The organism is Streptomyces sp. NPDC028308 (assembly GCF_055565855.1).
Window position 1 is genome coordinate 260,964 of sequence record NZ_JBVHTO010000002.1, and the last position, 14,656, is coordinate 275,619.

16 protein-coding genes and 1 pseudogene are annotated in these 14,656 nt (G+C 69.8%); 7 read left to right on the forward strand and 10 right to left on the reverse strand.

Going from position 1 to position 14,656, the window contains the following annotated elements; all coding sequences use genetic code 11:
• The first annotated feature begins 40 nt into the window (after positions 1 to 40).
• Positions 41 to 1,765, forward strand: a complete 1,725-nt coding sequence (locus ACZ4VA_RS05485) for a SpoIIE family protein phosphatase (protein ID WP_468079942.1) — start codon at positions 41 to 43, stop codon at positions 1,763 to 1,765.
• 169 nt (positions 1,766 to 1,934) lie between these two features.
• Here ACZ4VA_RS05485 and ACZ4VA_RS05490 read toward each other — a convergent pair whose 3' ends face one another.
• Complete coding sequence (locus ACZ4VA_RS05490; RefSeq protein WP_468079944.1) at positions 1,935 to 2,705, reverse strand: acetoacetate decarboxylase family protein; 771 nt, start codon at positions 2,703 to 2,705, stop codon at positions 1,935 to 1,937.
• Positions 2,706 to 2,797: 92 nt separating this feature from the next.
• Positions 2,798 to 3,043, reverse strand: a complete 246-nt coding sequence (locus ACZ4VA_RS05495; RefSeq protein ID WP_468079946.1) for a hypothetical protein — start codon at positions 3,041 to 3,043, stop codon at positions 2,798 to 2,800.
• 423 nt (positions 3,044 to 3,466) lie between these two features.
• Between ACZ4VA_RS05495 and ACZ4VA_RS05500 the strand changes: the two are divergent.
• From ACZ4VA_RS05500 to ACZ4VA_RS05510, 3 genes and pseudogenes are all read left to right on the forward strand, one after another.
• Positions 3,467 to 4,666, forward strand: a pseudogene (locus ACZ4VA_RS05500) (hypothetical protein).
• 10 nt (positions 4,667 to 4,676) lie between these two features.
• Entirely contained in the window at positions 4,677 to 5,264 is a 588-nt protein-coding gene (locus ACZ4VA_RS05505; RefSeq protein ID WP_468079948.1) for a hemerythrin domain-containing protein, read from the forward strand.
• Between the two features lie 344 nt (positions 5,265 to 5,608).
• The gene (locus tag ACZ4VA_RS05510) at positions 5,609 to 6,190 is read left to right on the forward strand and encodes a DUF1360 domain-containing protein (protein WP_356240626.1); all 582 of its coding nucleotides are present in this window, start codon (positions 5,609 to 5,611) and stop codon (positions 6,188 to 6,190) included.
• Positions 6,191 to 6,299: 109 nt separating this feature from the next.
• On the opposite strand, the gene ACZ4VA_RS05515 is transcribed toward ACZ4VA_RS05510, so the two are convergent.
• The 3 genes from ACZ4VA_RS05515 to ACZ4VA_RS05525 all read right to left on the reverse strand — a co-directional run bounded on the left by ACZ4VA_RS05515 (position 6,300) and on the right by ACZ4VA_RS05525 (position 9,797).
• Complete coding sequence (locus ACZ4VA_RS05515) at positions 6,300 to 6,680, reverse strand: hypothetical protein (RefSeq protein ID WP_468079950.1); 381 nt, start codon at positions 6,678 to 6,680, stop codon at positions 6,300 to 6,302.
• Between the two features lie 11 nt (positions 6,681 to 6,691).
• Positions 6,692 to 8,386 (reverse strand): aa3-type cytochrome oxidase subunit I, encoded by a 1,695-nt coding sequence (gene ctaD / locus ACZ4VA_RS05520; protein ID WP_356167577.1) that lies wholly within the window; start codon positions 8,384 to 8,386, stop codon positions 6,692 to 6,694.
• A 196-nt stretch (positions 8,387 to 8,582) separates the two neighbouring features.
• On the reverse strand, positions 8,583 to 9,797 hold the full coding sequence (locus tag ACZ4VA_RS05525; RefSeq protein WP_468079952.1) for a PP2C family protein-serine/threonine phosphatase: 1,215 nt from the start codon (positions 9,795 to 9,797) through the stop codon (positions 8,583 to 8,585).
• A 270-nt stretch (positions 9,798 to 10,067) separates the two neighbouring features.
• Between ACZ4VA_RS05525 and ACZ4VA_RS05530 the strand changes: the two genes are divergently transcribed.
• A complete protein-coding gene (locus ACZ4VA_RS05530) occupies positions 10,068 to 10,493 on the forward strand; it encodes a VOC family protein (RefSeq protein ID WP_355791071.1) in 426 nt (141 codons plus the stop codon).
• Between the two features lie 388 nt (positions 10,494 to 10,881).
• Here ACZ4VA_RS05530 and ACZ4VA_RS05535 read toward each other — a convergent pair whose 3' ends face one another.
• Entirely contained in the window at positions 10,882 to 11,325 is a 444-nt protein-coding gene (locus ACZ4VA_RS05535; protein WP_389389816.1) for a hypothetical protein, read from the reverse strand.
• Between the two features lie 337 nt (positions 11,326 to 11,662).
• Here ACZ4VA_RS05535 and ACZ4VA_RS05540 point away from each other — a divergent pair, with 337 nt between their 5' ends.
• On the forward strand, positions 11,663 to 12,409 hold the full coding sequence (locus ACZ4VA_RS05540; protein ID WP_355788721.1) for an SAM-dependent methyltransferase: 747 nt from the start codon (positions 11,663 to 11,665) through the stop codon (positions 12,407 to 12,409).
• Between the two features lie 74 nt (positions 12,410 to 12,483).
• Here ACZ4VA_RS05540 and ACZ4VA_RS05545 read toward each other — a convergent pair whose 3' ends face one another.
• The gene (locus ACZ4VA_RS05545; protein ID WP_355788718.1) at positions 12,484 to 12,756 is read right to left on the reverse strand and encodes a hypothetical protein; all 273 of its coding nucleotides are present in this window, start codon (positions 12,754 to 12,756) and stop codon (positions 12,484 to 12,486) included.
• A 73-nt stretch (positions 12,757 to 12,829) separates the two neighbouring features.
• The gene (locus tag ACZ4VA_RS05550) at positions 12,830 to 13,048 is read right to left on the reverse strand and encodes a hypothetical protein (RefSeq protein WP_355788715.1); all 219 of its coding nucleotides are present in this window, start codon (positions 13,046 to 13,048) and stop codon (positions 12,830 to 12,832) included.
• A gap of 128 nt (positions 13,049 to 13,176) precedes the next feature.
• Here ACZ4VA_RS05550 and ACZ4VA_RS05555 point away from each other — a divergent pair, with 128 nt between their 5' ends.
• Positions 13,177 to 13,602, forward strand: a complete 426-nt coding sequence (locus ACZ4VA_RS05555) for a hypothetical protein (RefSeq protein WP_355788712.1) — start codon at positions 13,177 to 13,179, stop codon at positions 13,600 to 13,602.
• 103 nt (positions 13,603 to 13,705) lie between these two features.
• Here ACZ4VA_RS05555 and ACZ4VA_RS05560 read toward each other — a convergent pair whose 3' ends face one another.
• Positions 13,706 to 13,888, reverse strand: a complete 183-nt coding sequence (locus ACZ4VA_RS05560; protein ID WP_355788709.1) for a hypothetical protein — start codon at positions 13,886 to 13,888, stop codon at positions 13,706 to 13,708.
• A 29-nt stretch (positions 13,889 to 13,917) separates the two neighbouring features.
• On the reverse strand, positions 13,918 to 14,514 hold the full coding sequence (locus ACZ4VA_RS05565; protein ID WP_355788706.1) for a TetR/AcrR family transcriptional regulator: 597 nt from the start codon (positions 14,512 to 14,514) through the stop codon (positions 13,918 to 13,920).
• Between the last annotated feature and the right edge of the window lie 142 nt (positions 14,515 to 14,656).

The window sequence follows — 14,656 nt, forward strand, 5'->3', positions numbered from 1 at the left end:
GTGGGGAACTCGGGTAGGTCTGTAATCACCGAGGAGGGTCATGGACGTCGCCGATGCCGACACGGGCGGTTCCCCCGTGCCCGGGCACCAGGAGCGTTGCGGTGCCCTGCCCGGGACGATGCTGGAGGACATGCACGCGGCCGCCGTCCTCGTCGATGACGACGGCCTGATGCTCGCTGCCAACCGCGCGGCACAAGACGTACTGGGCCGCAGCGCCGAGGACCTGGTCGGCCAGGATTCCCACGACCTGCTGCACCGGGACTGCCATGGGCACGCGATGCCCCGTACGCGCTGCGCGATGAGGAACGCTCTGCTCACCCGGCGCACCGAGCAGGGTGACACCGAGTGGTTCGAGCGCGGGGACGGGACACTCATCGGGTTGTCCTGGATGGTCACACCCTATTCACTCGATTCGGGCAGGGCAGGCGCCCTCGTGTTGCTGCACGGCGTACAGCGTGAAGGACCGTCGCAGGGCGCCGAGGGGATCTCCGCGCCCCTGACGGAACTCGACCGCCTGGCCCTGCTGGCGGAGACGACCACCCAGCTCACATCCACCTTGGACATCGACGAGGCCCTGCACCGCCTGGCGGCCCTGACCGTGCCCCGGCTGGCGGACTGGGCGATCTTCGACCTGCTCACCGACCGGGACGAGGTGCGGCGCGCCCTGGTGATGGAGCACAAGGACGGCATCCTGGTCCAGCGCGACGACCTGCAGGGCCCCATGCCTCCCGTCCCTGAGCTCTCCCCTATGCCACTGTCCCGGGCTCTGCGCGGCGCGGCCTCCTCCCTCGCCGGACCGTCCACCTACCAGGGTCCGCCCGACTCGGGCATCGCGGTCGAGCAGCAGCGCCTGTTCACCGAGACCGGCATGCACTCCGCCGCCATCGCGCCCATCCGGGGTTTGCGTGACGTGCTGGGCGCCCTCACGCTGGGCCGCTCCCAGCGACCCGGCGCCTTCACCGCGGGCGACCTGCCGCTCCTGGAGGACCTCACCCGCCGGGCGGGGCTGGCGCTGGACAACGCCCGCCTCTACGAGCGCCAGCGCAAGGTCGCCGAGACCATGCAGCGGCACCTGCTGCCGCAGCTCCCCACCGTTCCGGGAGTGGAGATGACGGCACGCTACGTGCCCGCTCCACACGCCTCCTCCGTCGGCGGCGACTGGTACGACGCCTTCACGCTGGCCGACAGCGCCCACGCGCTCGTCATCGGCGACGTCGTCGGGCACGATCTCGACGCCGCGGCCGGAATGGCCCAGGTACGCAACATGCTGCGCGCCTTCGCGTGGTCACAGCCCGACAGCGTCCCCAGTGCCATCGTCACCCAACTCGACGAGGCCGTACGGCACATCGCCGAAGTCCCCATGGCCACCATGATCCTCGCGACCCTCGCCCGACGTGACGACGGGCTGTGGGCGCTGCACTGGACGAACGCCGGCCACCCGCCCCCGCTGCTGGTCGGCCATGACGGCCAGACCCGCTATCTCGACGATGCCCACGGCATACTGCTCGGGACCGGGCTCACCAGAGCCCGCCCCGACGCGATCACCGTCCTGCCGCCGCGGTCCACGCTCCTGCTCTACACCGACGGTCTGGTGGAGACCCCGCACCGCTCCATCGACCACGGTCTCGACCGGCTGCGCCGGCATGCCGCCGCTCTCGCGCACCGCCCGCTGGACTCCTTCTGCGACTCCCTGCTGGAGCAGGTCCGCCCGACCGACAACGACGACGACGTCGCCATGCTGGCCCTGCGTACGCCCAGCGGCTGAGCAGGCCGCAAGGTTCGACAGGGCACGGCGGCGCCGCAGGTACCCAACTGCTCGCTTCGGGAAGCCCAGTTGAGGTGTGTCGAGTCGGTTCACGGAGCGGCCGCGCCCTCAACTCTCCAGCGCACCTGCCGGGAAATGGGGGGGGAACATGCCTGAACGGCGGGCCCCTTCACCGGCGGCGGGCTGCCCGGCCCGCTTCACCGGTCGAGCGGGTGGGTGCGGGAAGGCGGATGTGCAGGTCGGTCAGAAGCACTCCGGTGCGACGTCCGGCCGGGAACCAGTCACGCAGTGCCGGGGGTGCGTCGACGCGGACGCTCAGCCGGGCGCGGCGGCCTCGGCCGTGCGCGCTCGCACGGAAGATGAACGGCTCTCCGCCGGGGCCGAGTTGGAGCAGCGGCAGCACAGGTGGGACGTACACCGGAAGCGGGATCCGGCCGGTGGTCGTCTCGACCTCGATGCGCCATCCGGGGCCCGCCACTGCCCGGTTCATGTCGTGGACGGTTCCGCTCAGTTCCTGTTCGCCGTGCGGGCGGCCCAGGTCCTCGAACTCCGCCGGCGTCTTGGGCAGGGCCCAGTTCTCACGTCCGGCGACCAGGCCGGCCGGCGAGTCGACCGCCATGAAGGGGACGGTGGCGAACAGGGTGCCGGCCCGCCGGTGGACGACCACCGCGGTGATCTCGTCGTAGGGGCCGACCGGTGTCGACTCGTAGTGGATCAGTGCGCCCACCACCAGTTCGGGTGTGGCGTTCGCGCGGACGGGCTCCGGCACCACCGCCTCGATGGCCCGGCGCGCCGAGGCGTCGGGGCGGCGTGCCCAGCACAGGGCACGGGCCCGTACCGCCCAGGGAGCCGGTGAGCGGCTCTCCGACAGCGCGGAGATCTCCTCGGGGCTCAGGCCGATGTCCGGAACGCCCGCGAGGCCGGCGAAGGTACGGCGCACGATCGTTCTCCCTCGTGAGGACTCAGGGGTGCCCGTGTCCATCCTGGCCGGAAGCCCGCTGGTGAAGTCCGTGGTGATGCCGGTGCCGTGGATCAGGCGCCCGTCTTCGAGGCCATCGCGTCCAAGGTCGCGGCCAGTTCGTGGATCTCGTGCTCCGAAGGTGTCGCCGTGCCCAGACGGTCGGCGAGATCACCGCGCGTCAGCAGGACGGCGGCTCCCCGGTAGTCGTCGGAGTCGAGGGAGGTGGCGTCGACCACCTCGGCCCGTCCCTCCAGTAGGACGAGCGCGGTGTCGTCCTGCGCGGCGAGCAGTTCCCGGACGTGGTTTTCGCTGATCATCTGCGGTCGGCCTTTCTGAGTGCAGGGGCCGGCCGAGTACCCGGTCCGGCCGGCTCTACTTCCCGGTTCGGAGCCGGTCAGCCGAGGGCCGCCATCCGGGTGACGGCGCCCGCTGGGCGGCGAGGCAGGCGGTGGACGATGCCATCAGAGCCAAGTATGGCTGTCTCCTGTTCACGAAGTGAGATCTAGGGCCTGTCGTTTGGATCAGGTCGGCCGTGACAGACGGTTCGTCCCGGCCGACCCGAGCGGGGTCTGGTGCGTGCAGCTGCAAGGCGGAGGAGGGAGTCGAAGCGGAGCTTCGGCGACCGACGACAACGCCGCAGATGTGCGTGCCAGACCCCGCGACCCCGGCCTGATCCAAACGACAGGCCCTAGGTCGCCCTGGGTAACCGGGCGTCCCCACCACCGGCTGAGGAGACGCAGGTGACCTTCAATCCCCTTGAGCAGCGTGGCATCCCGCTCGACCGTCAGTTGAGGAACTGGCGCGAGCTGAACGTCAAGCCGATCGACCCCGATCACTGCGACCCGTACACCCGTTGCCGCATCATCGCCATGAACGGCATCGAGGTCGAGGCGATCATGTTCAGCCATCAGCTGGCACGCAACACCGTCGATCCCGAGGTGAAGCGGCAACTGGCCCGGACCCGGTACATCGAGGCGCAGCAGCAGAAGGTCGTGAACTGGCTGCTGCCCGGCGTCTCGTCGGTCCTGGAGACGACGATCGCGTACGAGCAGGTGGCGGTCGACCTGACCGCGTGGGTCGCCCGGATGGAGCCGGACCCCTATCTGAAGCAGGCCTACCAGTTCGGCGTGCTGGAGGACTTCGACCACCTGTACCGGTACGCGAACCTGTACGAGATGATCGAGCACCGCAAGGCGGAGTCGATCGTCGACGGCTTGACCGAGGTCATGCCGGGCCGGCCCACCCGCTTCCACCACCGCAATCCGGTCGACAACGTGCGTGACCCGTACGACAAGGACGCCACGGACCCGCTGTCGAAGCTGCACGCGCTGACGATCATGTTGGCGGAACAGCAGACGATGAACTTCTACATGAACACCGGCCCCACCTACATGGAACCGATCGCCCGCCAGCTCTACCAGGAGATCGGGCTCATCGAGGAGGAGCACGTCACCCACTACGAGTCGCTCGTCGACCCCGGTGAGACATGGTGGGAGCAACTCGTCAACCACGAGTACAACGAGTGCTACCTGTACTACTCCTTCATGGAGCAGGAGAGCGACCCCAAGGTGAAGGCCATCTGGGAGCTGCACCTGAACCAGGAGCTGGAACACCTGCACATCGCCTGCGATCTGATGCGCCGTCACGACGGCCGGGACCCGGAGTCGGTACTGGCCCCGGAACTGCCGAACGTGCTCACCTTCGAGCCGAACAAGGCCTACCTGCGTGAGCTGCTGGACACTCAGATGGACCTCACGACGCTCGGCGCCGGTTAGGTGCGGGAGGCGCACGAGCGGTTCGAGAAGATGCAGGAGGAGATCCACGGCGGCGAGGCACCGCCCAGCGACCGGGTCATGGTGGAACACGACAGCATGTTCGGCCGCGAATACCGGGTGCAGACCGAGGGCGAGCACCCTGATCCCTCCCAGCGAGAGAAGTGAGGCGGCCGCCATGACCGAACTTCAGACCCCGCCGGCCGGAGACGACGGCGCGCCGGACGACGACGTGGTGGCCCTGCTGATGCGCCAGCACGGTGACATCCGCAACCTGTTCGACGAGGTCGAGGCCTCCAGTGGGGACGCCCGGCAGGATGCGTTCCGCCGGCTGGTGCGGCTGCTGGCGGTGCACGAGACCGCCGAGGAGGAGGTCGTGCATCCCTTCGTCCGCCGCAACGTCGAGGGCGGCGATGAGATCGTGGACGCCCGCCTGGGCGAGGAGCGTGCCGCGAAGGAGACGCTGAGCACCCTGGACGACACGGACACCCGCGATCCCAAGTTCATGCCGCAGTTCCTGTCGCTGCGAGCCGACGTCCAGGAGCACGCCCGGGCCGAGGAGCGCTACGAGTTCACCCATATCCGCCGCAGCACCGACGCGGCCGCCCTGGCCGCGCTGGCCAAGGGTGTCAAGGCCGCCGAGGCCATGGCGCCCACCCGTCCGCATCCGGGCGTGGAGTCCGCCGCGGCCAACGTGACGCTGGGTCCCGTCGCGGCTCTGATGGACCGGACCCGGGACGCAGTCCGCAAGGCCATGGAGGGCTGACAGTCCCGTAGGCGACCGCCGGAGAGCGACTGCTTCGCGGTCGCCTGTCGCCGCTCTCCGGTGGTCGCGACGGTCCGGTTCCGGGTCCGGCGGTCCGCGTTGTGGGCGTGCGAGCCGCTCGGTGTGAGGGCCGCGGGTCCAGGGTGCTGGGACCAGGCCATGAGTCACCGCCCGGAAGCTGCTTCATCAGGCAGATTCGGGTACCCGGCGCTTGACAGTCTTCGTGCCCGGCCCTGATCCGGCGGCCACACCGCCTCGGTGAGTGGTTCCGGCGGGCCGGGTGTCGGACGAGCGGCGTTGGTGCGGGGCCCGGTGATCAGCCGGGCGAATACGGAGGAACGACCATGGTTTTCAAAGCGGCCGACGACAGCGGTGGGACCGGCGACGGTGCGCGCTCCTGCTCCCACGGCTGGCCGGTACGCGGCATGGGCGGCCACGAGGTGGACGACGCGTACGCGCCCGGCGAGGCCGTTCCGCTGCGGGGGTACGCCGTGCTGGCGAGCGCCTACGGCGCGGCGACCGCGCTGGCCACGCTCGCGCTGCGGAGGTCGGGACGCCCCCTGCCCGCCGGTGTGCCGCCGTGGGACCTCCTGGTGATCGGCACGGCCACGTACAAGGTGTCGCGGCTGGTGACCAAGGGGAAGATCACGAGCTTTCTCCGGGCGCCCTTCACCCGCCGCCAGGAGGCGGGTGGCGGCAGCGAGGTCATGGACGAACCGCGCCGGGAGGGAGCGGTGGGGCAGGCCGTGGGCGAACTTCTGAGCTGCCCGTTCTGTGCCTCCACCTGGGCGGCCACCGGTCTGATGTGCGGATACGCGGCCGCGCCACGCGCCGCCCGGCTCGCCGCCGCCGGACTGAGCGCGGTGGTGATCTCCGACTGGCTGCAGTACGCGTGGAGCTACACGCAGCAGCAGGTGGAGGGCTGAGGGGGTCTTCGCGGCGGCGACCACGTGTTCGCCGCGGCCGGTCCCCCGGCCCGTCCGTCTCTCCGGTACCGGCAAGCGAGACCGGTGCCGGGGAGGACGGCGGTGGACGTCAGTCGCCCGTGGTCCAGCGGGCCACCCACGCGGTGATGCCGGCCGTGCACATCAGGACGGTGCACACCGCCACGCCGAACCTCTTCAGCAGCTTGGCGCGCAGGAAGGCGTAGCGGGCCTCGTACTCGCCGCGCAGCGCACGGGTACGTCCGACGATCGTGCTCAGCGCCCGCTGGTTGAGCCTGATGCGTTCGGCGACGTACTGGCGGGCGACCTCCTCCTGCTGGGCGGTGGTCAGCCACGGCATGCGGTCGGTGAAGGAACGTGCTTCGCGCTCGGCCGCCTGGTACTCGGCCTGCGCCATCAGGAAGCCTTCGAGATCGTTGAGGCCCGCTGCCGCGGCCGGGGGCAGCGGGTCCCTCCCGTGATCGCCTCTCATGCGCGTCGCCCTCAGTCGCCCTCCGGGTCGATGGCGTCGCGCCGCCCGGAGTGTTCCTTCTGGTCGATGGCCGCAATCTGGGGATGGTGCAGGTCGAACGCGGGCGAGTCGGAGCGGATCCGGGGCAGGGCGACGAAGTTGTGGCGGGGCGGCGGGCAGGCGGTGGCCCACTCCAGCGAGCGGCCGTAGCCCCACGGGTCGTCGACGTCGATACGCCGTCCGGACTTGGCGGTCTTGTACACGTTGTACAGGAACGGCAGGGTGGACAGACCCAGCAGGAAGGAACCGATGGACGACACGGTGTTCAGCGCCGTGAAACCGTCGCTCGCCAGATAGTCGGCGTACCGGCGGGGCATGCCCTCCGCGCCGAGCCAGTGCTGCACCAGGAACGTGGTGTGGAAGCCGACGAACAGCGTCCAGAAGTGGATCTTCCCCAGGCGTTCGTCGAGCATCGTGCCCGTCATCTTCGGCCACCAGAAGTGGAATCCGGCGAACATGGCGAAGACGATCGTCCCGAACAGCACGTAGTGGAAGTGCGCCACGACGAAGTAGGTGTCGGTGACGTGCCAGTCCAGCGGAGGCGAGCCCAGGATGACGCCGGTCAGGCCGCCGAACAGGAACGTCACCAGGAATCCGGTCGCCCACAGCATCGGCGTCTCGAAACTGAGCGAGCCGTTCCACAGGGTGCCGATCCAGTTGAAGAACTTCACCCCCGTGGGCACCGCGATCAGGTACGTCGTGAAGGAGAAGAACGGCAGCAGCACCGCCCCGGTGGCGAACATGTGGTGCGCCCACACGACCACTGACAGCCCCGTGATCGCCATGGTCGCGCCGACCAGGCCCACGTAGCCGAAGATCGGTTTGCGGGAGAACACCGGCAGGACCTCGGTGACGACGCCGAAGAAGGGCAGGGCCAGGATGTAGACCTCGGGGTGGCCGAAGAACCAGAACAGGTGCTGCCACAGGAGCGCTCCGCCGTTCTCGGGGTTGAAGACCTGCGCCCCGAAGCGACGGTCGGCCTCCAGCACGAGCAGCGCGGCCGCGAGCACCGGGAAAGCCAGCAGGACCAGGACCGAGGTCAGCAGCACATTCCAGGTGAAGATCGGCATCCTGAACATCGTCATGCCCGGTGCCCGCATGCAGATGATGGTGGTGATGAAGTTGACGGCACCCAGGATCGTGCCGAACCCGGACAGCGCCAGCCCCATGATCCACATGTCGCCACCGACGTAGGGACTGCGCTCCCCGCCGCTGAGGGGGATGTAGGCCGTCCATCCGAAGTCGGCCGTGCCCTGCGGCGTCAGCAGACTCCCGACGACGATGAGCGCGCCGAACAGGAAGAACCAGTACGCCAGCATGTTGAGCCGCGGGAAGGCCACATCGGGCGCACCGATCTGCAACGGCATGATCGCGTTGGCGAAACCCGCGAAGGTCGGGGTCGCGAACAGCAGCAGCATCATCGTGCCGTGCAGCGTGAACGTCTGGTTGTACTGCTCAGTGGAGAGCAACTGCAGTCCGGGCCGCGCCAGTTCGGCCCGGAGCAGCAGCGCGAGGACGCCGGCGAACAGGAAGAACGCGAACGATGTGATCAGGTACAGGTGCCCGATCTTCTTGTGGTCCGTGGTGGTCAGCCACGACACGATCACCTGTCCTTTGCTGCGCCCCGCCACTGGCACCGGGGCGACCGGCTCCGTCACTGCAGCCATTGCGTTCCTCTGATTTTTTCGGACGATTGATGCCTATCCCTGCGTTTCGTTCACGATGGCGTACCGGACGAGGCTGTGCCCACCTGCCACGCCGCCGACCGTGCGCATCGCGCCCGCCGCGTTCCCCTCCGACCCCGCCCTGGGCATCCCCGACACCCTTTCCGTCTCGCCCCGCCCGACAGGCGAACGGCGCGCGTCACCCGTCAGCGGCGACGACGTGCGGCCCGCCGCGCCACTCGCAGAGCATCACGGTGGCGTCGTCGGTGAGCGTGCCCGCGCGGTGCTCCAACACCGCGTGCACCAGACGGCGCAGCGTCTCCGACGCGGACAGCCCGTCCGCCTGGTGACGGATGATGAAGTCGACGAAGCGCTCGCGACCGAATTCCACACCCCGGCTGTCGCGGGCCTCGACGATGCCGTCGGTGTAGAGCAGGAGCCGGTCGCCGGGTTCGAGCTGTTCGCTGCACAGGACGACGGGAAGGCCCAGGCCCGCGCCGAGCGGATGAGTGGGAGCGCACCGTAGATAGGTGGTCCAACGGCCGCCGCGGATCAGGATCGGCGGATGGTGCCCGCAGTTGATCCAGGTGAGGGTGCCCGTCACGGTGTCCAGTTCGGCCAGTACCGCGGTGGCGTACCGGCTCTGGGCGAACTGCTCGATCAGCGTCGCCTCGATGGCCTCGCGTACCTCCATGAGGTTCTCGCCGCGCCTTCGCCGGCTGCGGCAGGTGGCCATCGCGAGGTTCGCCGTCAGCCCGGCGGAGGTGTCGTGCCCCATCGCGTCGAAGACGGCCAGATGAGCCGTGTCACCGGCGAGCGCGTAGTCGAAGGCGTCGCCGGCCGTGGCGTAGGCGGGCTCCATGGAGGCGGCGATGGACACCCTCTTGTTGGCGAACGTGCGGGGCGGCATCAGCGTCCACTGCATCTCCGCCGACACCGACATGGGGCGCGTGCGGGTGAGGCGGGCGTAGGAATGGCTGTGGTGCCGCTTGGACACCAGTAGCAGGCCCACCAGGGACGCGAGGTCCTCCATCACCTGCGCCGTCTGCCCGTCCGGTGCGCTCTCGGTCTCCACGCACAGCACCCCGAGGCGCTCGGTTCCGTCCAGTACGGGGATCCAGTGCTGCAGGCCGTCGTCGGCGGGTGTGGACCGGCTGAGCGAGGCACGGAAGACGCGGCCGGGCAGCGTGGCGTCGATCCGCAACTCCTGCCCGCCCTGGCCCGCGTCGGGTCCCGCGCCGGTGGCCTCGCGGAGCACGTTCTCCTGCACGTCGACCACGAACAGGCGCACCCGGCGCAGACCGGCGGTCTCCGCGTGCCCGGCCAGCAGGGCCGGCAGCTCCTCGAAGGCGCATTCGTGACTGTCGCGCAGCAGACCGCCGAGCATGCGCGCGGAACTCTCGAGGGAAGCCATGCCGTGCCGACCTGTCGCAGGGGGACGACCGGTCCGCCTCCGCTCTGGATCCGCCGCCTGGGCGGCGGAGGAGGACGGGCATCCCGGTACGGGTGTTGCGCTGGGCCCTTGCCAGGTACCCCCGTCGCCGGTCCCAAACAGAGCACGTCCGGCCTTCGTACCTGTGGCCGCGGAACCGCCCTCCGGTCCCTTCCGCGCCAACGGTGCGACCCGCGGGCACGCGCCTGTCACCTACGCCCGTGCGGCCGCCGCTCACGGCAGAGTGGGGGCATGACTTCAGGTGGCGGCAGCGTTCTGACCCTGGCTCGCGTGGCGACCAGGCTCCCGGCCCAGGATCTGGAGCGGGCGCGGCGCTTCTACGCGCAGCGGCTCGGCCTGGAACCGGCCGACGAGCGGCCCGGCGGACTCCTGTACCGGTGCGCGGGCGGTGAATTCGTGCTCTTCCAGTCGACGGGGACCTCGCCCGGCACGTTCACGCAGATGGCGCTGGAGGTCGAGGATCTCGACACTGCGGTGGCCGAACTGAGGCGGCGTGGCGTGGTGTTCGAGGACGTCGACGTACCTGGACTGCGCACGGTGGACGGGATCGCGGAGATCGAGGGCAACTATCCGAGCAAGGGCGCGCGGGGCGAACGCGGTGCCTGGTTCCGGGACAGCGAGGGGAACATGCTGGGCATCGGCGAGCCCATCCGCTGAGCACGATGGCGGGGGGCGGACCGAGGAAGCCCGCGTGGGCGGTGCAGCGGGGACAAGCAAAAAGTCCCACCCCGGGTGACCGGGGTGGGACTGTCTGGAGCGCCGGGCAGGCCTTGCACCTGCATTTCCCCACGGGAAGTGGGGCGTCTTTCCTTGGACCACCAACGCCAGGCGCAGCAACCGCAGTTCGGCGTCGCGCTCTGGACTGATAATAGCCCAGCAGCGGCACTGTGTGCGAATCCGGTGCTGCTGCCGACGGCCGTTGCGGTCGGCGAAGAGTCCGCCGCCGCCCCGCCAGCGCTCCGCCCTCCTCTACGCGCCTGCCTGCCTGCCGTATGGAACCCGATCCGGCCGTTGGCGAACAGTGCGGCTCGCCCGAGCGGGGTCGTCAGTTGCAGAGCACGGTCGACACCGCGACGTTGATCTTCCTGGCCTCGACATGCGTGACCTTGTGATCGCTGGTCGAGAAGCGGGTCCTGGCGGCGGTCTCGGCACGACGACCGCCGTCGAGGGTCGAGCACTGATTGCGCGCGTTGGTTACGGCCTTGTCCTCGTCGGCCACCAAAGCGGGGTCGATGGCGCTCAGAGCCCTGATCAACTGGGCCCGGGTGGCGGCGTCCGGCTCGGCGGGGATGCCCGTCGCCTTCTTCGCGTCGCCCGGGGTCGCGCCACCGGATTGTTCGGCCCCGGGAGTCTTCGCGGCCGACGGCTCCGACGTACCGGCCCTGCTGGGCGCGGACTTGGCTTCGCCGCCGTCGTCGCCGCTGCTGCAACCGGCGAGGGTGACGGCGAGTACCGCGGTGGCGGCCGCGATGGTGGTGCGGAAGTGCATGATCCCCCCTGGGACGTTGTCGCTGACAGACATCATGCAGCAACCCAGCGTGTCATCCGGGCCGTTCACGCACTCCGGGCAGCCGCCCGGGACTTCGTGGCCGTGAGCGTCACTGAGGTTGAAGAAGGACGTGGTCCAGAGGTGGAGTCGCTCCACGCCCCCGGCGGCGTCCGAAATCGGTGGACACGCAGACGTCATGGGCTCTAGCGTCACCTCGGTTCGAGATCCACACGTTCTGATGAGGTGCATTTGATGACGGTCCAGGCAACGACGGCCGGTTCCGACCGACTGTCCCCTCTCGACGCCACGACCACATCGAACCGAAGGAACCCCTCCCGTGGATCTTCCACGCATCTTCAGCATTCGCGAGAGTAGTCACCGCATCCACAACCCGCTCACCGACGACCAGTTGGCCACGCTCGGACGGGCACTGCACCTGGCGCCCGAATCGCGCGTGCTCGACCTCGCCAGCGGGTCGGGAGAGCTGCTCTGCACCTGGGCGCGCGATCACCGCATCATGGGGACCGGCGTCGACATCAGCACCGTGTTCACCGAGCGCGCCCGCGCCCGCGCCGTCGAACTGGGAGTGAGCGACCGGGTCGGCTTCGTCCACGGCGACGCAGGCGGGCACGTCTCCGACGAGCCGGTCGATGTCGCCGCGTGCATCGGCGCCACCTGGATCGCGGGTGGCCCGTCCGGGACGGTCGAGCTGCTCGCCCGCAGTGTGCGTCCCGGTGGTCTGCTGCTGATCGGCGAGCCGTACTGGCGCCGGCTGCCGCCCGACCAGGAGAGCGTCGAGGCCTGCCACGCCGCCGACCGGTCCGACTTCCTGCTGCTCCCCGAGCTGATCGAGCAGTTCACCGGCCTCGGCTACGACGTGGTCGAGATGGTGCTGGCCGATCAGGCGAGCTGGGACCGGTACCGCGCCGCACAGTGGCTCAACCTGCGCCGCTGGCTGGACCGCAACCCCGCCGACGAACTGGCGGCCGAGGTACGTGCCGAGCTCGACAACGCGGCCGCCAACTACACGCGCTACGAGCGCGAGTACCTCGGCTGGGGAGTGTTCGCTCTGATGCGCCGCTGACCGATCACCGGGCCGCTGAGGTCCGGCCGGTATGCGGGTCCGATGGGGAACACTCCGCCCGGACCCGCATACCGTCAGGGGGTGTCGCCGTGCCAGTCGTAACGGCGCTCGTCACCGGGTCTCGGGCCGTACAGGGCACGGCCGCCCGGACCGTAGCGCCCTATCTCCGTGGGCAGCGCGACGTCCTCCCCATGGCGGTGCCCAGGCCGGTCGGTCACGTCCAGCAGGAGCCCGTCCAAGGGGCCGCCGATCAGCTCCACGTAGTCATGTCCCGGCCGCGGGCCGGGATCAGGATCTTCATGGTCGGCGCCGTAGACCCTGCCGCGCATGAACTGCTGCTCATCCATACCGGTCAGCCTCGCACCCGGCACTGACAATCGCCCTGAGCCGGCGAGCCCTCACCGCGCTGAACGAGGGGCCCTAGTCGGCACTGTTGCTCCCCGGTGTGACGACCTCGTCGAAGACCTTGCGGACGGCCTCGTAGACGGAGGCGAGGATGTCGGCCTCGCGAGCGCCGTCCACTTCCGTGTCCCCGGACTGTCCCGACCGTGTCTTCCAGTGCTGCTCCTCCTGTGCGGCCCAGTCCCGGGCGCGCTGGATCCGGCGGAGCAGCTCGTCAGAGTCCACAACATCGCTCATGCGCGGAACCTACCCAGCAACCGGCGTCGCACCCCGATAATCGAGTAGCGACTGTGCTGTACCGAGTGCAGCGTGCCGCGGGGATGGCACGATGCTCCTAGTTGCCGTCGGAGCCGAGGAGGAACACGGTGCCGGACGAGTCCGAGGACGCGCTGTTGGTGGAGGCACTCGGCGCGCTCGCCGGGTCGGGGCGTAGTGGCGCCGCCTTCACCGCCAAACGCCTGAAGAAGAACGTCGGTGAAGCGACCCTGCTGCTGCCGCTCGGCTTCGACGACGCTCTGGAGCGGGTACGCGGAGCCATGGCCGAGGTGAGCACCGGGGCCGAGCCGTGGCGGGTGGAGACCGGTACGGACGGCACTGGCGGCACAGCGCTCCGCGTGATGGGGGGTGGCGGTTTCGGCGGCCTGAATCCGGTGGTGGTCACCGCCGTCCTGAACCCCGGTGGCGAGCAAGGCACCGGCGTGCGTCTTCGGGCCGCCGCCAAGGAGGGCCTCATCAAGCAACGGGCGGGCGAGAAGACCGTCGACCGTCTCGCCCGCCTGCTGGAGCACTGAGGTCTACGCGGCGGGTGCCCTGCCACTCCCCCGCTGTCGTGCGCACAAATCCCGGCCGTCCGGGCACAGTTGGGCGCCTGACCCCTGCCCACAGCTCGCCCCGTCACTGACTCGCGGGGTCGCAAGCGGGGCGCAGCGCGGCGAACAGCCCCTCGGCTCGCGTGCCGTCCGGCAGGTTCCCGGCTCCGTCCACGTGTCCCGTCACGTCCCCCGGAAGGGCGGGCGGAGCCGACTTCAGTACGCGGTGCACCCGCAGGATCTCGCAGAGCAGGGCGATCTTCGTCAAGAAGATCGACGGGACGGCGGCTGTCTCCGTCAGCGTTCTCGCGGTGCCGGTCTCCCGGTCGCCCCGACGCGCAGTCCGTCCATGACGAAGTCCAGGAGACGGGCGGCACGGGGCTGCCAGTCGCCTCGGGGGTCGAGCTGCCAGAGGCCGGCGATGGCGAGGATGAGGTCGTCCGCGGTCACCCCGGTCCGGATGGTGCCGGCCTCCGCGTTCGTCCGCAGCAGGAGTTCGGCCGCGGCCGTCACCGGGGTGTGACCGGGCTTCGCGGGGCCGTCCGGCGTGCTGGTGGCCTGACGGATCGCGTCCGCCAGGCCCGCCTTGGTCATGGCGAACCTGGCGAGATGGTCCAGCCACTCGCGCAGGGCGCGGTCGGGCTCGCGGGACCTGAGCAGTTCGGTGGCGGCATCGGCGACCTGCTGCATCTCGTGGCGGTAGATCTCGAGGACGAGGGCCTCGCGGTTGGGGAAGTTGCGATAGAACGTCCCCTGCCCGACGCCCGCCTTCTTGGCGATCACGCTGAGCGGGACGTCCGCGCAGAGCGTCAGTTCGGACAGCGCCACTTCCAGGATCCGCTCGCGGTTCCGCTGCGCGTCGGAGCGCAGGGGGGCGCCCTTCTTCTGCTGCACGCGTCCTCCTCGCGGGTCCGTGGCCGAATCCCGTCCTTGTAAAGCGGACAGCTGTCCGTTACGTTTTCCTGTGACCGGACAATTGTCCGCTTGATCCCACTCTAGCCGTGGGCGGGCGGCGCGGACAGCCGGTGACGGCCTG

Coding starts and splice junctions, on each gene's coding strand:
- ACZ4VA_RS05485 (WP_468079942.1), top strand. CDS start 41: ATGGACGTCGCCGATGCCGACACGGGCGGTTCCCCCGTGCCCGGGCAC.
- ACZ4VA_RS05495 (WP_468079946.1), bottom strand. CDS start 3,043: ATGATCAGCGAAAACCACGTCCGGGAACTGCTCGCCGCGCAGGACGAC.
- ACZ4VA_RS05505 (WP_468079948.1), top strand. CDS start 4,677: ATGACCGAACTTCAGACCCCGCCGGCCGGAGACGACGGCGCGCCGGAC.
- ACZ4VA_RS05510 (WP_356240626.1), top strand. CDS start 5,609: ATGGTTTTCAAAGCGGCCGACGACAGCGGTGGGACCGGCGACGGTGCG.
- ACZ4VA_RS05515 (WP_468079950.1), bottom strand. CDS start 6,680: ATGAGAGGCGATCACGGGAGGGACCCGCTGCCCCCGGCCGCGGCAGCG.
- ctaD (WP_356167577.1), bottom strand. CDS start 8,386: ATGGCTGCAGTGACGGAGCCGGTCGCCCCGGTGCCAGTGGCGGGGCGC.
- ACZ4VA_RS05525 (WP_468079952.1), bottom strand. CDS start 9,797: ATGGCTTCCCTCGAGAGTTCCGCGCGCATGCTCGGCGGTCTGCTGCGC.
- ACZ4VA_RS05530 (WP_355791071.1), top strand. CDS start 10,068: ATGACTTCAGGTGGCGGCAGCGTTCTGACCCTGGCTCGCGTGGCGACC.
- ACZ4VA_RS05535 (WP_389389816.1), bottom strand. CDS start 11,325: ATGCACTTCCGCACCACCATCGCGGCCGCCACCGCGGTACTCGCCGTC.
- ACZ4VA_RS05545 (WP_355788718.1), bottom strand. CDS start 12,756: ATGGATGAGCAGCAGTTCATGCGCGGCAGGGTCTACGGCGCCGACCAT.
- ACZ4VA_RS05550 (WP_355788715.1), bottom strand. CDS start 13,048: ATGAGCGATGTTGTGGACTCTGACGAGCTGCTCCGCCGGATCCAGCGC.